Annotated in this window: 17 protein-coding genes; 7 read left to right on the top strand and 10 right to left on the bottom strand. The window is 66.1% G+C overall.

Annotation, left to right across the window (positions count from 1 at the left end):
* Window position 1: 1 nt before the first annotated feature.
* Together A9975_RS36345 and A9975_RS36340 are read right to left on the bottom strand one after the other, a co-directional pair.
* Window positions 2-298: a hypothetical protein gene (locus tag A9975_RS36345; protein ID WP_183036956.1), complete on the bottom strand. Its 297-nt coding sequence runs from the start codon at window positions 296-298 to the stop codon at window positions 2-4.
* Window positions 283-684 (bottom strand): hypothetical protein, encoded by a 402-nt coding sequence (locus tag A9975_RS36340; protein ID WP_183036955.1) that lies wholly within the window; start codon window positions 682-684, stop codon window positions 283-285. The genes A9975_RS36345 and A9975_RS36340 overlap by 16 nt, the downstream gene beginning before the upstream one ends.
* 24 nt (window positions 685-708) lie before the next feature.
* On the opposite strand from A9975_RS36340, the gene A9975_RS36335 reads away from it, so the two are divergent.
* A complete protein-coding gene (locus A9975_RS36335; protein ID WP_183036954.1) occupies window positions 709-1,080 on the top strand; it encodes a hypothetical protein in 372 nt (123 codons plus the stop codon).
* Window positions 1,081-1,127: 47 nt separating this feature from the next.
* Here the strand turns inward: A9975_RS36335 and A9975_RS36330 are convergent, their stop codons facing one another.
* Window positions 1,128-1,493, bottom strand: a complete 366-nt coding sequence (locus A9975_RS36330) for a hypothetical protein (protein WP_183036953.1) — start codon at window positions 1,491-1,493, stop codon at window positions 1,128-1,130.
* Between the two features lie 229 nt (window positions 1,494-1,722).
* Here A9975_RS36330 and A9975_RS36325 point away from each other — a divergent pair, with 229 nt between their 5' ends.
* Complete coding sequence (locus A9975_RS36325; RefSeq protein ID WP_183036952.1) at window positions 1,723-2,112, top strand: hypothetical protein; 390 nt, start codon at window positions 1,723-1,725, stop codon at window positions 2,110-2,112.
* 152 nt (window positions 2,113-2,264) lie between these two features.
* Here A9975_RS36325 and A9975_RS36320 read toward each other — a convergent pair whose 3' ends face one another.
* From A9975_RS36320 to A9975_RS36310, 3 genes are read right to left on the bottom strand one after another with little or no spacing between them, the layout of a single operon-like run.
* The gene (locus tag A9975_RS36320) at window positions 2,265-3,560 is read right to left on the bottom strand and encodes a cytochrome c (protein ID WP_255504267.1); all 1,296 of its coding nucleotides are present in this window, start codon (window positions 3,558-3,560) and stop codon (window positions 2,265-2,267) included.
* A gap of 8 nt (window positions 3,561-3,568) precedes the next feature.
* Entirely contained in the window at window positions 3,569-4,120 is a 552-nt protein-coding gene (locus A9975_RS36315; protein ID WP_183036951.1) for a (2Fe-2S)-binding protein, read from the bottom strand.
* Window positions 4,117-6,951 carry a xanthine dehydrogenase family protein molybdopterin-binding subunit gene (locus A9975_RS36310; RefSeq protein WP_183036950.1) on the bottom strand — a complete coding sequence of 945 codons (2,835 nt, stop codon included), beginning with the start codon at window positions 6,949-6,951 and terminating at the stop codon, window positions 4,117-4,119. Before A9975_RS36310 ends, A9975_RS36315 begins: the two co-directional genes overlap by 4 nt.
* Window positions 6,952-7,391: 440 nt before the next feature.
* Here A9975_RS36310 and A9975_RS36305 point away from each other — a divergent pair, with 440 nt between their 5' ends.
* The 3 genes from A9975_RS36305 to A9975_RS36295 all read left to right on the top strand — a co-directional run bounded on the left by A9975_RS36305 (window position 7,392) and on the right by A9975_RS36295 (window position 11,491).
* On the top strand, window positions 7,392-8,291 hold the full coding sequence (locus A9975_RS36305) for a LysR family transcriptional regulator (RefSeq protein ID WP_183036949.1): 900 nt from the start codon (window positions 7,392-7,394) through the stop codon (window positions 8,289-8,291).
* 149 nt (window positions 8,292-8,440) lie between these two features.
* Window positions 8,441-10,408, top strand: a complete 1,968-nt coding sequence (locus A9975_RS36300) for an aconitase family protein (RefSeq protein ID WP_183036948.1) — start codon at window positions 8,441-8,443, stop codon at window positions 10,406-10,408.
* Window positions 10,409-10,498: 90 nt separating this feature from the next.
* On the top strand, window positions 10,499-11,491 hold the full coding sequence (locus A9975_RS36295) for a tripartite tricarboxylate transporter substrate binding protein (RefSeq protein ID WP_183036947.1): 993 nt from the start codon (window positions 10,499-10,501) through the stop codon (window positions 11,489-11,491).
* Window positions 11,492-11,581: 90 nt separating this feature from the next.
* Here the strand turns inward: A9975_RS36295 and A9975_RS36290 are convergent, their stop codons facing one another.
* On the bottom strand, window positions 11,582-12,556 hold the full coding sequence (locus tag A9975_RS36290; RefSeq protein ID WP_183036946.1) for a LysR family transcriptional regulator: 975 nt from the start codon (window positions 12,554-12,556) through the stop codon (window positions 11,582-11,584).
* A gap of 244 nt (window positions 12,557-12,800) precedes the next feature.
* Between A9975_RS36290 and A9975_RS36285 the strand changes: the two genes are divergently transcribed.
* Together A9975_RS36285 and A9975_RS36280 are read left to right on the top strand one after the other, a co-directional pair.
* Window positions 12,801-14,534 carry an IlvD/Edd family dehydratase gene (locus tag A9975_RS36285; RefSeq protein WP_183036945.1) on the top strand — a complete coding sequence of 578 codons (1,734 nt, stop codon included), beginning with the start codon at window positions 12,801-12,803 and terminating at the stop codon, window positions 14,532-14,534.
* Between the two features lie 70 nt (window positions 14,535-14,604).
* Window positions 14,605-15,969 carry an MFS transporter gene (locus A9975_RS36280; protein WP_183036944.1) on the top strand — a complete coding sequence of 455 codons (1,365 nt, stop codon included), beginning with the start codon at window positions 14,605-14,607 and terminating at the stop codon, window positions 15,967-15,969.
* 59 nt (window positions 15,970-16,028) lie between these two features.
* Here A9975_RS36280 and A9975_RS36275 read toward each other — a convergent pair whose 3' ends face one another.
* The 3 genes from A9975_RS36275 to A9975_RS36265 are packed head-to-tail and all read right to left on the bottom strand — an operon-like array spanning window position 16,029 to window position 18,103.
* Entirely contained in the window at window positions 16,029-16,340 is a 312-nt protein-coding gene (locus A9975_RS36275; RefSeq protein ID WP_043356441.1) for a non-heme iron oxygenase ferredoxin subunit, read from the bottom strand.
* Window positions 16,341-16,369: 29 nt separating this feature from the next.
* On the bottom strand, window positions 16,370-16,843 hold the full coding sequence (locus A9975_RS36270; RefSeq protein WP_183036943.1) for a nuclear transport factor 2 family protein: 474 nt from the start codon (window positions 16,841-16,843) through the stop codon (window positions 16,370-16,372).
* Window positions 16,844-16,846: 3 nt separating this feature from the next.
* Window positions 16,847-18,103: an aromatic ring-hydroxylating dioxygenase subunit alpha gene (locus A9975_RS36265; protein ID WP_183036942.1), complete on the bottom strand. Its 1,257-nt coding sequence runs from the start codon at window positions 18,101-18,103 to the stop codon at window positions 16,847-16,849.
* Window positions 18,104-18,141 lie beyond the last annotated feature (38 nt).

The raw sequence follows: 18,141 nt of genomic DNA, 5'->3' as shown, positions 1-18,141 counted from the left end.
ATCATTGGCGCACCGCCAGCGGCGGTGCGCCTCTCACGGGTTTCCCAGTAGCCGCAGTACCTGCTTCACCGGTCCGGCCAGCATGCAGCATGCCGCTCGCGACGGTTACCGAGTTGGCGACGTCGGCCAGCATGATGGCAACCTTCTGGCCTACCTCGGTGTCGCGCAACGCAGCGCCGTACTCGGGATCAAAGGCGACACCGCCGATGGCAGCCTGGGTGGCGTCCAGCACAGGGAAGATGCCCGTGATGAAGTACTCGTCCAAGCTGTCGATCAGCCGCACTAGGTAGCGCGCCATCGTAGGCCGGACCTCATTGGGCAAAGTCTCGTTGGCGATGACCCGCCGCGCAGTTCGATAGGCCGGTTGCGCTGCGCGGTAAGGCTTCCTGCATCGACCGAGCGCAGCGTTTCGCGCTCGTCCAGCAGCGTCGCGACGAAGCCCGGCGCAACGATGGCGTTGTCATCGAGGTAGGAGCGGAAGCTGCTCCACTGTCCGTTCAGGGCTTGTTCGGCGATGCCCTTGTCCGTAAGCGTCCGGCCGTTTTCAAAGCGCACCGTTCTGTTCGCCGCAGCAGGGCGCATTCTCAATAAAAATGGATCGCAGTACTCCCTTGGCGGTGGCTTGTACGCCGGCGGCACTGTCGGACCGGGTAACCCAACGGCGCGCACTGTCCAGATCGGCATGCGGCACAATTTCTGAGAGCTTCCATGATTTCAAACTGGATCGCGCAGCACATAGGATGCATCCGCGTATTTAGATTCGAGGTGTTGCCCGGCCAGGAGCTGGCCTACCAGGAATACTTGCGGGAAGTGGTGGAGCCCATCGACGAGGTTGCTTTTGCCGATGCTGCCTTCCTGGAGGTGCTTTGCCTGACCCAAGCCAATCCATGCGGCAAGAGCGGGATGCGATGCCGTGTGTTCACGTTCCGCGACGTGGCGCAACGCGATGCCTTTCCCAGGCTGATTGCCGAAGCGGCCAGGCAGTTCGATCGGACCGAGGAAGCACGCAATCTACGCAAGGCCTACGCCGATACGCTTCGGACCGTGGTCGGGGTCGACGACTACGAATTGAGCGCGTAGGAAGGGACGCCATCCCGCGACAGGAGAGCGTCGACGCGCAGGGTGGCTCAATCCCGGCCCACGTCCTCTGAGGGCTCATCCAGCAAGTGCCCGAACTCATCCAGCTCCTTCTGGATCCGCGCCATGCTGGCGTCAATCGCCTGCGGCGTGATTTCGCCGTCGACGAACTCAACCGAGACACGGGTAACACGCGGATCTTTGTCAACAATGCCCTGCAGCACCTTGTCGAAGAATTTTTCCCCCGCACGCATGCCAAGCGGGCGGGGGACAAGCACCTTGACCAGCAGGACCTCCTCCTCACTTTTCGTCTTGGCCGCATCGGCAAACGCAGTCCGAAGATACGATTTGAGTTTCAAAACACTAAGGTTGCCAGGAACAGCAATATGCGATACCCGCACCTTTGCTTCAGCCATGCTACTTCTCCGCCGAAATTGAACGCGCAGACTATACCGCACGCGGCATCGGTCCAGCCGTCCCAGCCCTCTGGTGCCAGCACAACGATCGAGCGCGCGCGCACTTAACGGGCCTTGGTGTCGATGGCAAGGCTGGTAAATGACTGTTGCAAAATCGAACAGAATGTCAGGTGCCTCGGCGCTACAGTGGCCCTTCCCATGCCTGAAGGCGTTTTTTGGAGGTACACGAATGAAGCAACATCTGGCGAAATCCTTGTTGATGGCTGGCGCAATGATCGCGTCCTATCCGCTATTCGCGCAGCAGGCCCAGCCCATTCAGCCGACCCAGCCGATGCAATCCACTCAGCCAATGCAATCCACCCAGTCGGTGCCATCCACCCAGTCGATGCAAAGCATGCCGGCGGCAGCGCCATCGGCCCAAGAGGCACTGCCAGCCGCGCGCGATGCCTATGCGCAGGGGGCTGAACAACCGGCGCAGGCGGGCATGGCGCCCGCACCAGCCGACCCGACGCTGGCCCGCAGCCCCAACCCGGCAACGGACCCCGCCAGCATGAGCCTGGCTCCCGATGCGCTCGGTACGCGCCTTGGCCAGCGCAATCCTTTCCTCGACGGCGCTTGAGCGCCTATCCGCTTTCTTGCCATTCCTGCGCGCTGTCAGTCTTGACCATCCATTCGGTGTGCAACGCCCGGTGAACCCGGCAACGCTCGGCGATGGAAAGCAGCGCGGCGCGCTGGCCCGCGTCGAGCGGGCCGCGCGTCCATCGTCCCGCCTCAATGCCCCTTGCCTGCCTCCACGCGTAGCGCCTTCACCTTGTCCGCGCTCACGTCGCCGGGCTGTCCGCCATAGCTTGCCCGCAGGTAGTTAGCCAGGTCGGCCAGTTCCGCGTCGCTCAGGCGCGAGGCAAAGCCCGGCATATCCTGCATGCTCTCCAGCCCGGGGAATTTCTGCGCTTCGATGCCGTCGAGCATGGACACGATCAGGTTATGCGGATCGGCGTTGCGCACGGTGGAGTTGCCCAGCATCGCCACCGCCACATGCGGCTTGCCTTCGCCCTCGCGGCCATGGCAGCCGGCGCAGACGGCCAGGTATTGCTGGCGGCCAGGCTTGAACTGCGCTGCGTCCGCGCTGGGCGGCTTCACCGGCTGGGGCTGCGGCGGCTGGTCGCCCAGCAGGTAGGTGGACATGGCGGTGAGGTCGGCCTTGTTCAGGTACTGGCTGCTGAGATGGACCACGGGGAACATCTCGCCGTAGGCCGAACCCTGTGGCGCCATGCCGGTGGCGAAGAAGGTCTGCAGGTCCGCGCCCGTCCAGCCGCGCGCGGCGAGGCCCGCCGGTGTGATGTCCGGCGCGGCCACGCGGCCGAGCGCGGCGCCGGCCAATGGCCTGGCCGCGTCCAGGCGGCCGAACGTGGCGCGCGGCGTGTGGCATTCGGCGCAGTGGCCCAGTGCGTTGGACAGGTAGCGGCCGCGCTGCCAGGCCGGGGTCTGGCCGGTGGAGGCATCGGGCAACTGGTCCTTCAGGAACAGCAGGTTCCAGCCGATCAGCGCCACGCGCATGTTGTACGGGAAGCTGAGGTCGTGCGGCCGGTTGGCCACGGCCGCTGGCTTTAGCTGCATCAGGTAGGCGTACATCGCATCGGTGTCGCCGCGCGACAGGCCGCGATACGAGGTGTAGGGCATGGCCGGGTAGAGATGCTTGTCAGGCGTGATCCCGTCGTGCAGCGCCTTGTAGAAATCGTCGGCGCTCCACTTGCCGATGCCGTGGTCCTTGTCCGGCGTGATGTTGGTGCCGTAGAAGGTGCCGAACGGCGAGGCCAGTTCCACCCCGCCGGCAAACGGCGCGCCCTGGGCGCTGGTATGGCAGGCGGCGCAATCGGCGGCGCGCACCAGGTAGCGCCCGCGCGCGATCTGGTCGGCGGGCGAGAGCCGGGTGGCGGGCTGCTGGTCGGCGGCGGTGTCGATCGGGGCGGCGTGGTCGCCGCAGCCGGCCAGCATGGCAGCGCCCAGCGCGGCCATGCTGGCCAGCGTGGCGCGCGCGTGCCGGAGGAAGTTGGGCTGGCTCATCATACTCATCATCACTTGTCTTCCTTTACCAGGCCCGGGGTGTTGACCACCACGTCCTTGACGGCTTCGAAGTAGCGCACATAGCCGGTGCAGCGGCAGATATGATCGTTGAGCGCCGCCGTGATGGTCTCATCCACCTTGCCTCTGGCCACCGGCTGGCGCTTCAGGCGCTCCACCAGGATGGTCGCGCCGTTGACGAAGCCGGGCGTGCAGTAGCCGCACTGGAAGCTGAAGTGCTCCAGGAACTTCTGCTGCACGGGCGACAGTTCCACCACCTCGCCCTTGTCGTTGCGCTTGGCGTGGCCCTCCACCGTGCGCACCTTCTTACCCTGGAAGTAATGCGCGCCGGTGATGCAGGCGCGCACTTGCTCGCTGGTGCCGTCGGCCTTGTCGTGGATCACCACGCAGGCGTGGCAGATGCCCTGGCCGCAGCCCAGGCGCGACCCGGTGAGCGCAAGGTACTCGTGCAGGAAGTCGATCATCATCAGGCCTTCCGGCACATCGATGGGGCCAACGTCCTTGCCGTTGATATTGAGGGAAAGCGGTTGGGTGGCGAGGCTCATGCCAGGATCTCCTGAATCTTTTCGGCGCTGACCGGCAGGGCGGTGAAGCGATGGCCGATGGCATGCGCGATGCCGTTGACGATGGCGCCCACCACCGGAATCATCACCACTTCGGCGATGCCCTTGGGCGGATCGGTTTCGGATACGGGCGGCAGGACCGTCCCGGTTTGCGTCCATACGGCCACGTCGCTGGCGCGCGGCAACGCGTAGCGGTTGAAGTTCCAGGTGCCGTTGCCGGGCCCGTCCTCGTACAGCGGCAGGAACTCGTGCAGCGCATGGCCGATGCCCATGGCGATGCCGCCCTGCAATTGCCCGGACACCAGCGCCGGCGACAATTGCGAGCCGCATTCCATGATGGAGTGATGGCTGAGGATTTCCACCTTGCCGCTGGCCGCATGCACGGACAGCTCCACCAGCGTGCCCACCGCGCTGTAGTAGGTCACACTGGCGTTGTTGCGCTGGGTCGGCGCGATGTAGACCTTCTTGCGGTCCAGCACCTGGTAGCCGCCGCTGGTGGTCATGCGCGCCTTGCGCGCGGCGTCGGCGCCGTCGCCGTAGCGCACCGACAGTCCGTCGATGGGCAGCCGGGTGGCCGTGCCGTTGACGTCGAAGTCGGCTTCGGTCCATTGCCAGCGATTAAACACGTGTACCGTGGCGCCCGTGACCAGGCCGAGCTCGTGTGCCTTCTTGGCCAGTTGCTCGTAGGGCAGGGCTTGCAGGCCGCCGGCGGTGAGCTTGCCTTCGACCCAGCGAGCGTCTTCCACGCGCACCACCAGCGAGGCCGCCTGGCCGCCGCCAACGCCCTGGCTCCAGATTGCCATGGCCGCCGGCCACAGCCCGTGCATGAAGACCACCCGGGCGGCTTCACGGGTGCTGTGGGTGAAGTAGTAGGCCGAGTTGGTCGCACTCGATGGCGACGCATACGCCGGCGACCAGCGTGGGTTGGCCGACAGCTTGTCCTGGTCGGCCTGGCTCATGATGTACGGATCGCCGGTGGCGGTGACGGGCAAGTCGGGCCAGTCGGTGACCGCCACGCGCACCTCGGTGGCGGGCTTGCCCAGCCAGCGCGCCACGGCCACCGCTTGCGAGGTGGACATGCCGGTGCCGATCTCCGCGCCGCAGTGATGCAGCGCGATGGTGCCGTCCGCGCGCATCTCCACCTTGGCGAACGAAGCCTCGGCGCCGGTGCCGAAGTCCTTCTGCACGCAGGCAAAGCCCACGCCGTAGTGCCGGCCGGGGTGGCTGGCTTCAAAATCCGCTTTGCGCTTCGCGCGGTTGGCCCACAGCGGATGGGCCTTGGCCGCCTGCAGCACCTCATCCACGCGAATCGCGCCGGCGGGGATCGCGCCCTGCGTGTTCTTCATGCCAGAGCGCAGCGCGTTTTTCAGGCGGAACTCGATCGGGTCGAGCTTCAACTGCTCGGCGAACTCGTCGACCATCATCTCGGTCGCCGCCATGCTCTGCAGCGTGCCGTAGCCGCGCGCGGAGCCCGCGTCGATGGCGCGCGAGGCGATCGCCACCGCGGTCAGGTCATTCTTCGGGAAGTAATAGATCGACTGCGCCGCGGTGGCGCCCACCATCGCCACGGACGGCGAGAAGTTGGCGCGGCCGCCACCGTTGGCCTCGAAGTCGCCCTGGAACGACTGGAACAGCCCGGTGTTCTTGTCCACCGCGATGCGGTAGCGCATCTTGAAGGCGTGGCGCTTGATCGAGGTCTGGAACTGCTCATAGCGGTCGTTGGCCAGCCGCACCGGCCTGCCGTCGGCGTAGAGCGCCGTCACCAGGCCGTAGAAGGGGAAGTTGTAGTGGTCCTTGGAGCCGTAGCCCACGGTGTAGCAGGGATGGACGAACACCTGCCTGACCGGGAACGCGCCCTTGGCCTTGGCCATCATCTCCGCCGTGCTGTCGCCGACTTCGATGGGCGACTGGGTCGGCACCACCATGTGCAGCGCCTGGGTGCTGGCGTCGTACCAGCAGTTGGCGTTGTCCGGCTCCAGCGCGGCGGTGTCGATGGACTGCGTGTTGTACTCGCGCTCCAGCACCAGCCAGTCGGCCGGCGGCTGGTCCAGCTGCTGGCGGATCTGCCCGGCATGGAACATGCCTTGCTCGCCAAGCTGGCCGTGGTCCTTGCCATCGGGCCAGACCGGCTCGTGCTTGCGCATCATGCTGGGGAACAGCGGCGCGTTTTTCAGGCTGGAGAACACGTCGTCGTCGAACGGCGTCTCGCCGCCCACCCGCACAAAGCGGAACGTGCCCCACGGATCGCGCTCCAGCGGGCCGGTCTCGGCGCCGTAGCGGATGATCTCGTCGTGGAACTTGAGCTTGTCCTTGGCAAAGCGGAAGCGGGCGAAGTCGTGATAGATCAGGATGGCCACGGCGTGGCCGAGATAGGCCGGCGTCTTGCCTTCCGGCAGCAGCATGTCCTCGCCGTAGAAGGCGGGAAAGGCCACGCCGTCGCGCGCCAGGTCGGCGGCGGTGACCACGCGGTCGGGCTTGAGATCGTCACCCAACAGCGCCAGGTCGAAGCCCGCATAGCTGCGGTCCGCCTTGGTGGCGCGCAGGATGAAGGCATGCGATTGCGCCTTGGGCCAGTGCGGCATGTCGCGCGAGCGGATATCGCGCGCGAAAACCTTGTCGCCGGTGACCTTGGCCATGCCGTCGATGCGGAACCTGGGGGCGCCGGTCTTGGGGTCCCACTGGACCGGGGTCAGGATCTTTTCTTCGAACAGGGCTGCGAAGGCCTTGCCGCCGATCGGTGCGATATACACCGACACCCCGGCCACGACGCTGGCTTTCAGGAAAGTGCGGCGCGTTGGGCTGAAGTTAGCCATGGATTTTCCTTGAGAATGCGCTGATGCCGCTGCAGCGGCGCCCGGGCGAGATACGCGGCCTGATGCGTCCGGGCTGGGCAGCCGGGCAAACGAGACGGGAGGAGCCGGAAGGCGGGGGGCAGCGGCAATCGAGGTCTCCGTGCATGAGGGCGCGGGCACAAAGTACGGCACCGGCGCGGATTACGACGCAAGACTGGGCTGGTGATCTGTGGGGCAATGCAAGGTTTTATTCTAGGCGTGGAAGTGCACGCCGGGGCGCGGATTCTGCGCCGTCGGCGGTGCGGTAGCAACGGGGCGGGCTGAATAATGCTTATCACGGCCGTGCCATTCCGTTTGGGGCGGCATTGAGGTAGCGCATTGTGCGCGGCACAAATCCACGCCGCGCCCACGATCATCGTCCGCCATCGCCTGCGATGCATGATCGTTGTAGCATCGCTGCCATGGACAATCTGCTCAGAAAACTCGACCTGACCTCGCTGCGGCTGTTCGTTGCCGTTTGCCAGGAACAGAACATTGCCCGCGCCGCCGAGCGCGAATTCATTGCGCCGTCGGCGGTCAGCCGCCGCATTGCGGAGATCGAGACGCTGATTGGCCTGCCCGTGATCGAGCGGCATCCGCGCGGCATCACGGTGACGGCGGTGGGCGAGACGGTGCTGAGGCATGCGCTTGCCATCATTGGCAATATCGAGGCGCTCAGCGCGGAACTGTCGCGTTTTACCTCCGGCGCGCGCGGCAACGTGCGCCTGGTGTGCAACCTTGGCGCCATCGTGCAGTTTCTGCCGGAGGACCTGGCTGCCTTTGGGCGCGTGTATCCGGATATCGGCATCGAGCTGGAGGAGCAGCACAGCCCCGAGGTGTTGCGCATGGTGGGCGAGCGCAGCGCGGACTTCGGCATCTGCAATGCGATCCAGGGCGTGGAGCAATTTGTCTCGCTGCCTTACCGGGAGGACCAGCTTTGCGTGCTGGTGCCGCGCGGGCATGCGCTGGCGTCGGCGCAGCAGGTGAGCTTTGCGGACTTGCTGGGCGAGACGTTTGTTGCGCTGCGCGATGAGAGTGCGCTGAGCCGCCTGCTGGCGGAGCAGGCGGCGCGCTTGAATGAGGCGCTCAAGATCAAGATCCGGGTGGCGAGCCTGGATGCCTTGTGCCGCATGGTGCACGTCGGGCTGGGGATTGCCGTCGTGCCGAGGCAGGTGGGCGAGCTTTACCTGAACACCCTGGACGTGGCAGCGCGGCCGCTATCGGACCCCTGGGCGACGCGGCAACTGGTGGTGGTGTTTCACTCCCGGGAGCATCTCTCGGCGAGTGCCTTGGCCTTGGTAGGCTTTCTTTGCCGGGAATAGGAACAAGGTGGGAGCAAGGTGGGCAAAGCGAAGCGAGCGTGGGCAAATAGCCAGCCGTCGCAAACCGAGATGCCTGCCATGCCGACTGCGCACTTTGCCCCGGCGGCGCCAAACCATATAGTGGGATCATCACAACGAGAAACCCCGCAATGGAAGCCACCATCCGCTTCGACGGCCGCGTGCTGTACCTGTCGCAAGACCCCGCCTGCGTGCGCGCCCAGCTCGACGGCAAGCCGATGACCCTGGCCGCGGCCGGCCCGCTGCGCGACAACATCTCCACCGATGAGATCACGCCCGTCACGATCATGCTTACGTACGATGAGCGTCTGGGGCAATTCCCTTACGTGGGGTTCCAGGCGGGGGGCGAGCAGCCGATCGGCCGCGATGCCATCCGCAACGGCGGCTTTGCCGTCACGGTGGCGGGCAAGCGCTACGGCAAGGGCTCCTCGCGCGAGTCCAGCCCGCTGGCGGAGCTGTCGGCCGGCATCCGCCTGATCGTGGCGGAGAGCTTCGAGCGCATCTACCAGCAGAACTGCGACAACATCGGCATCCTGACCACCACGGATTTCACCGTGCTCGACCGCGTGCTGGCGGGCGAGGCGATTCCCATCGAAGCCTTCCTGACCGGGCGCGATGCGCTGACCCAGCAGGTGATCCGTGCCGGCGGCCTGCTGGCCTATAGCCGCGCGGCAAGCTGGCCGGCGGCGGGCGCGGGCACGCAGGCAACTGAGGCAACCGGCAACGCCGCACCGCGCACCTTGGTGGAAAAGATCATCGCCCGCCATCTGTTGCCTGGCACGCCGAGCGCCGAGCGCGGCCAGGGGGTGTTCGTGGCGGCGGACTGGCGCTTCTCGCACGATTACTTCACCGGCATGTGCGCGCACCTGATGCACCGTGCGTTCGGCAAGCCGGCAACGTTGCACGAGCCGGATCACATCATCGCGTTCCAGGATCACCTGGTGCTGGCGGCCCAGAGCTTCCCGCATGTGCGCGACGGCTTGTTGCCAGGGGTGGCCAACCTGATGCAGGGACATAGCAGTTTTGCGCACGACTACCCGGTGCGCTCGCATCACGCGCTCGCGGGCGAAACACCGGGCTCGGAAGGCATCTGCCATGCGCTGATGGCCGAGCAATACGCGCTGCCGGGGCAGGTGGTGGTGGGCACCGATTCGCACACGCCGCATTCCGGCGCGCTCGGCTGCCTGGCGTTCGGCGCGGGCGCCACCGATGTCGCCAATAGCTGGGTCACGGGCTACGTGCGCTGCAAGGTGCCGGAAACCCTGCGCGTGGAGGTGGAGGGCGAGCTGGCCGAGGGCGTGACGGCCAAGGACATCGTGCTCTACCTGCTGCAGATGGACGCAATCCGCTCGGGCGGCGCCATCGGCGTGGTGTTCGAGTACGCCGGCAGCACGGTGCGCGCCTTGTCCATCGACGAGCGCGCCACGCTGACCAATATGGTGGCGGAGCTGGGCGGCTTCACCGGCATCGTCGAGCCAGACGACAAGACCGTGGCCTTCCTGAAGGCGCGGCGCGGCGTCGATCTTGCGATCGAGGACTGGATGCGCAGCGACGCAGGCGCAACCTACCGCGACGTGATCCGCATCGACGCCGGCGTCATCGCGCCCATGGTTGCGCGCCCCGGAGACCCCGGCAATGGCATCGCGGCGCACACGCTGGACGCGCCGGTGCCGGTGGACATTGCCTACGGTGGGTCCTGCACCGCAGGCAAGCGGGAGGATTTCGACTACTACCACGAGGTGCTGCACTGGGGCCTGGAGCATGGCCTCAAGGTGTCGCCCCGCACCCAGCTGTTCCTGCAGTTCGGCACTCTCGGCGTGAAGGCCTACTGCGAAGCGCGCGGCTATATGGATACCTTCGCCGCCGCCGGCGCCACGCTGGTCATGCCGGGCTGCGGATCGTGCGCCAACTGCGGGCCGGGCGCTTCCACCACCAGCGAGCAGGTCACCATCAGCGCCATCAACCGCAATTTCCCCGGCCGCTCGGGGCCGGGCCAGGTCTGGCTGGCCAGTCCTTACACGGTGGCCGCGAGCGCGCTGGCGGGGCAGATCAGCACATTCGGGCAATTGCAGGCAAGCCGCGCCGCACCCGCACCCTAGCGGCGCACCCCGGCGTCCGCGCGCAAGCGGGGACGCGGCGGCATCCATAGCCGGGCGACAGATCCCGGCCGCCATCCACAGGAGACAACGATGTTCCCCAATACCTCGCGCGTGCTGCGCGCGGCGGGGCGGCTGCTTGCCGTCGCCGCCATCGCATTCCCGGTCGTCGGTGCACACGCTGCGGACAAGTATCCCGCCAAGACCGTGCGCCTGATCGTGCCGAATTCGCCGGGTTCCACCGCCGACGTGGTCGCGCGCGTGGTGGCCGAGGGCCTGGGCCAGGACCTCGGGCAGCCGTTCTACGTGGAGAACCTTCCCGGTGCGGCGGGTATCCCCGGCACGCGGCAACTCGTATCCGCCGCGGCGGACGGCTACACGCTTGCGGTGGTGTCGTCCAACCATGCCATCAATCCAGGCCTGTACCGCAATATTCCCTATGACAGCGTGAAGGACATCACTGCCGTAGGGCTGATCGGCACCACGCCGCTGGTGCTGGTGGTGGGTGCTGGCTCGCCGTACAAGACCGTGCAGGAACTGCTCGCGGCGGCGCGGGCGCATCCGGGCAGCCTGAGCTACGGCTCGTCAGGCAAAGGCAGCGTGTTGCATCTGGCGGGCGAGCTGCTTAAATCGAAGGCCGGCATCGATATGCTGCACGTCCCCTACAAGGGCGTGAACACGTTGATGACCGATGTGCTCGGCGGACAGATCGATGCCGCTTTCCTGGCTACGCCGTCCGCCCTGCCGCAGATCAAGGCCGGCAAGCTGCGAGCGCTGGCGGTCAGCACGCCGGCGCGGCTCGATAGCCTGCCGGCGGTGCCGACCCTGGCGGAATCGGGCGTCAAGGACTATGCCTACGATGCCTGGATCGCGCTGGTCGGTCCCGCCGGGTTGCCCAAGGACGTCGCCGCGCGGCTACAGCAGGCGCTGCTCAAGGCGCTGGCCGCACCCAAGGCGCGGGAGCTGTTCGCCGCGCAGGGCTTTGTCGTGAAGAGCGGCAACGGCGAAGAGACGGCCCGCCTCATCCGCGACGAACTGGGCCGGAGCCAGGCGCTGATCAAGAGTGCGTCGATCGTTGTGGAGTGAGGCGCGCTGGCGGGACGGCTCGCGCCACGGCGCCAGTTTCCATTCCCTCGCGCCGGTCATGGCCATTTCAGGGCTCAGCTCGCCAGCGTGCTAAGCCGGCGCACCGGCATCCAGCGCCAGCGCGGCGCCGTACACCGCGTGGCTCGCTGTGCGTAGCGCTTGCGTCATCAGCATGGCCGCGGGCGAGAGCAATCGATCCGTGCGGGTGATGATGCCAAAGTCGTCCATATGACAGGGCAGCGGCAGCGGCACGATCGCCAGCAGGCCATGCTGCGCGTAGTACTGCGCGACGTCGTCGGTGAGTACGGCCAGCATGTCGCTCTGTTCCAGCATGCGTGTCAGGAACAGCAGCGCGGCGGTTTCCACGACGTTGGTCGGCGGCATCAGGCTGGCGCGTTGGAACATCAGGTCGAAGCGGTGACGCAGCACGCTGCCGGCCGGCGGCACGATCCACGCCGCATCCTCCACGTCCCGCAGTGTCAGCGCCGGCTGCGCCAGCAGTGGATGGCCCAGGCGCGCCACCGCGCACACGGGTTCGCCCGCCAGCGGCTCGTAGCGCAAGCGCAGCTTGTCGTGCTCGGCAAACAGGCGTGCGACCACCAGGTCGAGCTTGTCCTGGGCCAGGCGTTCCAGCAGCACGTTGCTGTTCTCGATCTCCAGCGACACGCGCAGTCCGGGCTGCTCCCGCTTGACCTGCGCAACGGCCGGCGGCAGCAGCTTCACGCCGGGCGAGGTGATCGCGCCCACCGCCACATGGCCCAGCCGCCCGGCCTTGAGCGCCATCACTTCCTCCTGCGCCTGGTCCAGGCTGCCCAGCACCGCGCGCGCGTGCCGGATCATCGCTTCTCCATACCAGGTCGGGCGCATGCCGCGCGGCAGCCGCTCGAACAGCGGGACTTCCAGCATCTCCTCCAGCTCGCGCAGCAGCTTGGATGCGGCCGGTTGCGTCATGTTGAGAACGGCTGCGGTGCGGTGGATGTTGCCTTCGTCGGCAAGGGTGACCAGCAGCAGGAGCTGGCGGGTCTTGAGCCGGGCGCGGATATACCACGGGCTAGGCGTTGACATAGGGTTTACGTTGATACCTGAAGTGATATGGGTATGGCCTCAATCTTCATTGGAAGGATATCAAACCGGGCCGTACACTCCGGCCATATTCAAAAACAAGTTCAAGCAAGATGAGAGACAGCCTCCCCCAGACGCGTCCCGCTTTGGCGCCGGTCCCACGGTAGCCAAGGCGCCCTTCATGGGCCGCCGCTGTCATCGCGTCCCAGTCCAGTCCTATCGTCCCCGTATTCAGGAAGTCTCCCCAATGCCGGAATCCAAATCCAAGCTGCGCTCCGCCCAATGGTTCGGCTCCGCCGACAAGAATGGCTTCATGTACCGAAGCTGGATGAAGAACCAGGGCATCCCCGATCATGAGTTCGATGGCCGTCCCATCATCGGCATCTGTAACACTTGGTCGGAGCTCACGCCCTGCAACGCGCATTTCCGCAAGCTGGCCGAGCATGTCAAGCGCGGTGTCTACGAGGCCGGCGGCTTCCCGGTGGAATTCCCGGTGTTCTCCAATGGCGAGTCCAACCTACGGCCCACCGCCATGCTCACGCGCAACCTGGCGGCGATGGACGTCGAGGAGGCCATCCGCGGCAATCCGATCGATGCCGTGGTGCTGCTCACCGGCTGCGACAAGACCACGCCCGCGCTGCTGATGGGCGCGGCGAGCTGCGACGTGCCGGCCATCGTGGTGACGGGCGGGCCGATGCTCAACGGCAAGCTGGACGGCAAGAACATTGGCTCTGGCACGGCCGTCTGGCAACTGCATGAATCGCTCAAGGCCGGCGAGATCAATGTGCATCAGTTCCTCTCGGCCGAAGCCGGCATGTCGCGCTCGGCCGGCACCTGCAACACGATGGGCACGGCTTCCACCATGGCTTGCATGGCGGAAGCGCTGGGCACTTCGCTGCCGCATAACGCCGCCATTCCCGCCGTGGATTCGCGCCGCTACGTGCTGGCGCATATGTCCGGCATCCGCATTGTCGAGATGGCCAAGGAAGGGCTGACGCTGTCGAAGATCCTGACGCGCGCGGCGTTCGAGAATGCGATTCGCGCCAATGCGGCGATTGGTGGCTCCACCAACGCGGTCATCCATTTGAAGGCCATCGCGGGGCGCATCGGCGTGCCGCTGGAGCTCGAGGACTGGACACGCATTGGCCGCGACACGCCCACCATCGTCGACCTGATGCCCTCGGGCCGCTTCCTGATGGAGGAGTTCTACTACGCCGGCGGGCTGCCCGCAGTGCTGCGCCGGCTGGGCGAGGCAAACCTGCTGCCGCACCCGGACGCGCTGACCGTCAACGGCCGCACGCTGTGGCAGAACGTGAAGGACGCGCCCAATACCAACGACGAGGTCATCCGTACGCTGGACAACCCGTTGATAGCGGATGGCGGTATCCGCGTGCTGCGCGGCAACCTGGCACCGCGCGGTGCGGTGCTCAAGCCCTCCGCCGCCACGCCCGGGTTGCTCAAGCACCGCGGCCGCGCCGTGGTATTCGAAAACCTTGAGCACTACAAGGAGCGGATCGTCGATGAAACGCTGGACGTCGACGCATCGTCCGTGATGGTGCTGAAGAACTGCGGCCCGAAGGGGTATCCGGGCATGGCGGAGGTCGGCAACATGGGTTTGCCGCCCAAGCTGCTGCGCCAGGGCGTCAAGGACATGGTGCGCATCTCGGATGCGCGGATGAGCGGCACAGCGTACGGCACCGTGGTGCTGCACGTGGCGCCCGAGGCCGCGGCCGGCGGCCCGCTGGCCGCGGTGCGAGACGGCGACTGGATCGAGCTAGATTGCGAGGCCGGCACGCTGCACCTGGACATCGACGACAAGGAACTGGCACGGCGCATGGCCGAGCGCGTCGACACACGCGCCGCAGGGGAGGGCGGCTACCGGCGGCTGTATGTGGACCACGTGCTGCAGGCGGACGAGGGCTGCGACCTGGACTTCCTGGTGGGCTGCCGCGGCGCCGCGGTGCCTCGCCACTCGCACTGATTGCGCCCCTGCCGGCAATGCCGGCAGGGGCCACCGACAAGAACATGCAGGAACATTCGAGGAGACATAGATGAACACTACCCCCACGGCCGGCCTGGACCGGCCAGTCCCGCTTCCTGGCGCTCCGGGTCTGCCTGGCGATGCGCCGGTCAGCGCCGCCAGCGAGGAGGACCGCATTATCAGCATGCTGACCCGCAAGCTGATTCCCTTCCTGGCGCTGATCTACGTGGTGGCCTATATCGACCGCTCGGTGGTTGGCTTTGCCAAGCTCCACATGAATGCGGCGGTAGGCATCAGCGACGCGTCCTACGGGCTGGGCGCGGGTTTGTTCTTCATCGGCTACTTCCTGTGCGAGGTGCCCAGCAACCTGGCGCTGGAGCGCTTCGGCGCGCGCCGCTGGTTCGCGCGCATCTTGTTCACATGGGGCGTCATCACCATGGCGATGGCCCTGATCAACAGCGCCAGCACCTTCTACGTGCTGCGCTTCCTGCTGGGCGCAGCTGAGGCGGGCCTCTATCCCGGCATCCTTTACTTCCTGACCAAGTGGTTCCCGATGCGCCATCGCGCCCGCATCATCGGCCTGCTGGTGCTCGCGCAGCCCATCGCCCTGATCGTCACCGGGCCGATCGCCGGCTGGGTGCTGTCCACCAGCGGGCTGTTTGGCCTGACCAACTGGCAGACCCTGTTCGTGCTCAGCGGGCTCCCCGCGGTGCTCCTCTGCTTGCCCACGCTGCGCATCCTGCCCGAGTCTCCATCGCAGGCACGCTGGCTGGCGCCGGCGGACCGCGCCTGGATCGAGCGCGAGTTGGCGGCGGACCAGTCCACGTTTGCGCTCAAGGCGCACGGTAACCCGCTTAGCGCGCTCAAGGACAAGCGCGTGCTGCTGCTGGCCCTGCTGTTCCTGCCGTTCCCGCTCAGCATCTACGGCTTGTCGCTGTGGCTGCCCACCATCATCAAGCAGTTCGGCGTGACGGATGCCACCACGGGCCTGCTGTCGGCGGTACCGTACCTGTTCGCGGTGGTCGGGCTGTACCTGGTGCCACGCCATTCGGATCGCAAGGGCGAGCGCTACTGGCACATCATCGCGGTGTCGGCCATGGGCGCGATCACGATGGCGGCCAGCGCCTGGGTCCAGACGCCCGCGCTGCAGTTCCTCTTCATCTGCCTGACTGCGTTCTCGATCTATTCGATCCAGGCGGTGGTGTGGGCGCTGCCGGGCCAGTTCCTGACCGGCGCCGGCGCCGCCGTGGGCATCGCGACGATCAACTCGCTGGCCAACCTGGGCGGCTATCTTGGCCCCTACGGGATCGGCCTGATCAAGGATGCGACGGGCAAGCTGGCCTCGGGACTCTACTTCCTGGCCGCCATGCTGGTGTTCGCGGTGATCATGACGTTTGTGGTGCGCTCGGCGTTGGAGACGCCGGCAAGGTCCTGACGCGGGCGTTGGTTCTTTTGCGCCGGCGTGCCTGGTGTGGCTCGCCGGCGTCGTCGTGCCTACAGCTCCACGAACACCGCGCCGTTCTCCACCTTCACGCTGTACGCCTGGATATCGCTGGTCAGCGGCTCGCACATCGCCCGTCCGGTGCGCACGTCGAACTTGCCCTGGTGCAGCGGGCACTCGATCTCGTGCCCGTCCAGGAAGCCGTCGCACAGACGCGCGTTGCCATGGCTGCAAGCGTTGTCCGTGGCATAGATTGCGTCGCCCACGCTGTACAGCGCGATTTCCTTGCCGAGCGCGTTGACGGCCACGACATCATCCTTGGGGATTGCCACCAGCGGGATCACCTGGGTCCATTGCTTTGACATGGTCTGCCTCAAATCTCAGTACTCAATATTCAAATCGGGTAGATGATCGAATTGGCGATCATCTCGCTGTCGAACACGCATAGCCGGGACTCGAATTTCAAGCCCTCCCCGGTGCGCCGGATCACATCGATATAGCGGCCCACGTTGTACACGGTGGATTGCCCGTCCGGCTTGGTGCGAAAGACGGCGTAGCCGGCCTCGGCGTCGATCCGCTCCGCATCGGTCTTCAGGATGCGCGGAATGCCGACCACATGGCGCTGGTAGTACGGATCGTGGAAGATGGTCTCGGTCGCGCCATAGATACGGTCCTTGAGCATGCCGCGGCTCTCGAAGGAGAGCGTGGCAAGCGGGAAGCCGGCTTCGTGGTTCTCGCGCGGCTGGAGCTTGTAGACGCAAGCCTCGGTGAAGAAGCCGGGCCATTTGTCCCATTCGTTGTTGTCCAGCGCGGCGGCGTAGTCTGTGTACAGCGCCAGCACCTGGGTGTAGGTTTCGAAGTCGAGCATGTCTCAGGCCTCCATCACGCGGCGCCAGTAGTTGTACATCCCGCGGATCAGCGTCTCGGTCACCATGTGGTCCGTATCGCCGATCTCGCGCCCGCCGAGTTCCGCCACCGTCCGGTGGAACGGCTTTTGCTCGAAGCCTTGCTGGGAGAACTCGATCACCTCGCCGTCGTCGGCCGAGACAAAGCCGGCCGGGCCGAACAGGTTGGCCTGGCGCAGTCGGCGGCGGGTCATGCCGGCGTCGTCGCCTTCGAAGCCGAAGTGCGTCCACACGAAGTTGAACGAGCCGTGGCCGGTGGGCTGGATATGCCGCGTCGACACCGAGTTGACCTGTTGCTGGATGATGACGCTGGGGAACAGCGTCATCATCACCGCCGTGGGCTCTCCCCACCAGGGTTCCTGCACCACATCGAGGAAGCGGTCGTCATGCAGGCTCATCTGCTCCTTGAAGCTGGACACGCCGCTGGTGACATCGCCCTTGCCGCCCTGGCCGCGCGTGGAGATCATTGCCGCGTGGCGGAAGTGCTCGTCCATCTTGAGCGCCGACTTGTTGTCGGCGCGCCAGAGCCCGAAGGTCACGAACCACGTGTGCAGCAGCCCCGGGTGATACGGGTCCTTGATGTTCTCCTGCATCAGCTTCCAGTTGCCGGGAATCTGCTGGCGGCTATAGCCGAGGATGGTCAGCTTGCGGCCGTCGAAGACACGGTCGAAGTAGGCCAGGATGGTCGGGCCGAGATAGTCCTCCAGCGCCGGCACCTCATGGTCGAACGAGGCGAAGATCACGCCGTTGCGGCGCGCCACCTTGAGCTTGGTCAGGCCGTGCGCCTTCGGGTCGAAGTCGGCGGGCATGCCGCCATTGACTTTGCCGTCGAGCTTGACGCCGCGCCGGAACGGCACGCCGACCAGGTTGCCCTTGAGGTCGTAGTTCCACTGGTGATAGGGGCAGGTGAAGTCCTCGCGGTTGCCGGAGCGCTCGCGGCAGAACTGCACGCCGCGATGCGCGCAGACGTTCTCCACCACGTAGATCTCGCCATCCGCCGCGCGGCTGGCAATGACCGAGCGCTCGCCGATGGCGGTGCGCTTGAAGTCGCCGGCGTTCGGGATTTCCGCTTCCAGCCCGATATAGCACCAGTGGCCGGCGTAGAAGAAGCGCTCCAGCTCCTGCCGGTAGACGTCGTCATCGGTATAGGCCCAGAAGGGGATCCGGCTGGAGCCTTCGTCCTTCCATTCTCTTTTCTTGAATACAACAGTTTGCTCGCGCATGGTTTGTCTCCGCGATGTTTGTGATGTGGGGCTCAGCG

The sequence above is a fragment of the Cupriavidus sp. UME77 genome (assembly GCF_014170355.1).
GTDB classification, from domain to species: Bacteria; Pseudomonadota; Gammaproteobacteria; order Burkholderiales; family Burkholderiaceae; genus Cupriavidus; species Cupriavidus basilensis.
Note: the sequence above shows the minus strand (reverse complement) of the source record. Positions and strands in the feature narration are given on the sequence as shown.